At 62.4% G+C, this 2,756-nt stretch carries 2 protein-coding genes and 1 pseudogene; all 3 read right to left on the reverse strand.

What is annotated here, in order from left to right:
* Positions 1-233: 233 nt before the first annotated feature.
* The gene (locus AC1DVH_RS29170; RefSeq protein WP_477756704.1) at positions 234-1,055 is read right to left on the reverse strand and encodes a methyl-accepting chemotaxis protein; all 822 of its coding nucleotides are present in this window, start codon (positions 1,053-1,055) and stop codon (positions 234-236) included.
* Positions 1,056-1,139: 84 nt separating this feature from the next.
* Positions 1,140-2,102: pseudogene (locus AC1DVH_RS29175) on the reverse strand (cache domain-containing protein); the annotation flags it as partial.
* Positions 2,103-2,132: 30 nt separating this feature from the next.
* A partial coding sequence (locus AC1DVH_RS29180) for a Na+/H+ antiporter NhaC family protein (RefSeq protein WP_477756703.1) occupies positions 2,133-2,756 on the reverse strand: 624 nt, incomplete at its 5' end.

Below are 2,756 nucleotides of genomic sequence, written 5' to 3' on the forward strand. Positions count from 1 at the left end.
ATTGCCGTGGCGGTGGACAGCGTCGCCGATGAAACCCAGCTCGGCGCGCAGACTTCGCGCAGTCTGGCGGATCTGGGGCAGCGTTTGGGCAGTCTGGTGGGGCAGTTCCGGATCTGACTGGTTTGCAACCTGTGGGAGCGAGCTTGCTCGCGATAGCGGTGGCTCAGCCAACATCAATGCTGAATGTGCTGCCGCCATCGCGAGCAAGCTCGCTCCCACAGGTTGCAAACCAGTCAGATCCGGAACTGCCCCACCAGACTGCCCAAACGCTGCCCCAGATCCGCCAGACTGCGCGAAGTCTGCGCGCCGAGCTGGGTTTCATCGGCGACGCTGTCCACCGCCACGGCAATCTGATGCACGCTGCGATTGATCTCTTCGGCCACGGCGGTTTGCTCTTCGGCGGCACTGGCGATCTGCGCGTTCATCGAATTGATGGTCGCGATCAGTTGGGCCATGGTGTCCAGCGAAGCCCCCGCCTCGTTGGCCTGGGCCGAGGTGCCGTCGCCGGCCTCGCTGGAGCGGCGCATTGCCTCCACCGCCGACCGGGTGCCGGCCTGCAAGCGGTCGATCATGCCCTGGATTTCCTGGGTGCTGATTTGCGTGCGGCTGGCCAGCGCCCGCACTTCATCGGCCACCACCGCAAAGCCGCGCCCGGCCTCGCCGGCACGGGCGGCTTCGATGGCGGCGTTGAGCGCCAGCAGGTTGGTCTGTTCGGCAATCGAACGAATCACCCCGAGCACGCTGACGATCGACGACACGTCTTTTTGCAGGCTGTCCAGGGACACGCCGCTGCTGCGGATGTCGTCCACCAGCGCATGGATCTTCTCGATGCTGCCGGCCACCACACGCTTGGCCGCCTGGCCTTCTTCGTCGGTCTGCTGGGCAGCCACCGCGGCATTCTGCGCGCTTTTGGCCACTTCCTGGGCCGCCGCTGACATTTCGTTGATTGCCGTGGCCACCTGATCAGTCTCATGGCGCTGACGCTCCATGGCCTGGTCCGAGCGATTGGCCTGGTCGGACACCTGATTCACCAGCCCGGTCAGTTGCGAGGTCATTTCGGTGATCTGCCGTACCAGGCCGTGGATCTTGTCGACGAAACGGTTGAAGGAACCGGCCAGTTCACCGAGTTCGTCCTGGCTGGTGATGGTCAGGCGGCGGGTCAGATCACCCTCGCCTGCCGCAATGTCGTCGAGGTTGGCTTTCATCAAATGCAGCGGACGCAGAATGGTGTTGGCCAGCAACATCCCCGCAGCGGCGATCACCAGCAGCACCACGAGCGCCACGCCGACGATGCTCAGCACCATGCCTTGCATGCGCTCCTGGACCTTGGCTTCGACCACCGCCACTTGCGCTTCGATGCCGTCGAGGTTGACCGAGGTGCCGACCGCCATGTCCCACTTCGGCAGGTATTCGGTGTAACCGAGCTTGGGCACCAGCACCTGGGTGTTGCCGGGCAAGGGCGAGCTGTATTGCAGGTAGTGCGTACCGTCCCTGGCGACTTTCACCAGGTCGCGGTTGACGTAGACGCCGTTCGGGTCGCGGTTGTCCTTGAAGCTCTGGCCCACGCCTTCGGGGCTGTTGGCCTTGAACAGGCGCACGGTGTTGGAGTCGTAGCCGAAGAAGTAGCCGTCCTTGCCATAGGTGATGCTCGACAGCAGCTTGATCACCTGGGCCCGCGCCGTCTCATCGCCGGGGGCGGCCGCGTCGTAGAGCGGTTTGATCGTGGTCATGGCCACGGCCACGTAGCTTTGCAGGGTCGCCTTGGCATCGCTGAGCAAGCGCTCGCGGGTCTGCTCGACTTCCTTGCGCGCCTGTTCCTGCAGAATGAACAGCGTGGTCAGGCTGATGACCAGCGCAAACAGCAACACCGGGAGGACGGCAAGGGACAGGACTTTAGCCTTGAGGCTCATGCGCATGACGTTCACTCTTTTGATTTTGTTGGCGTGGTTAAAAGCTTTAACGGCACGCCGGAACAAAAGTTGAACGCGGTCATCAGGTCCGCCGAAGATCCCTGTGGGAGCGAGCTTGCTCGCGATTGCGGTGAAACAGTCAACATCCATGTGGCTGAMAGGCCGCCATCGCGAGCAAGCTCGCTCCCACATTTTGATCCAGAGTGATCAGAAGGGAATTGCTTACAGAACCATCGCGGCCACCCAGCCAAACGCCAGCAGCGGCAGGTTGTAGTGCAGGAAAGTCGGGACCACGGTGTCCCAGATGTGATGGTGCTGGCCGTCGATGTTCAGGCCGGAGGTCGGGCCGAGGGTCGAGTCCGAAGCCGGCGAACCGGCGTCGCCCAGGGCACCGGCGGTGCCGACGATGCACACGATGGCAATCGGGCTGAAACCCAGTTGCACGCACAACGGCACGAAGATCGCCGCCAGAATCGGCACGGTGGAGAACGACGAACCGATACCCATGGTCACCAGCAACCCCACCAGCAGCATCAGCAGGGCGCCGATGCCTTTGCTGTGATCGATGTACGCCGCCGACGACTCGACCAGCGTCTGCACCTCACCGGTGGCCTTCATCACTTCGGCAAAGCCTGAGGCTGCGATCATGATGAAGCCGATCATCGCCATCATTTTCATGCCTTCGGTGAACAGGTCATCGGTGTCGCGCCATTTGACGATGCCCGACACCGAGAAAATCAGGAAACCGGCCAATGCACCGATAATCATCGAATCAAGCAACAACTGAATGATGAACGCCACCGCGATGGCCACGCCGGCCACCATCAGGCTCAGCGGGTTGTATTG

This window comes from Pseudomonas sp. P4_C3, from assembly GCF_056402075.1.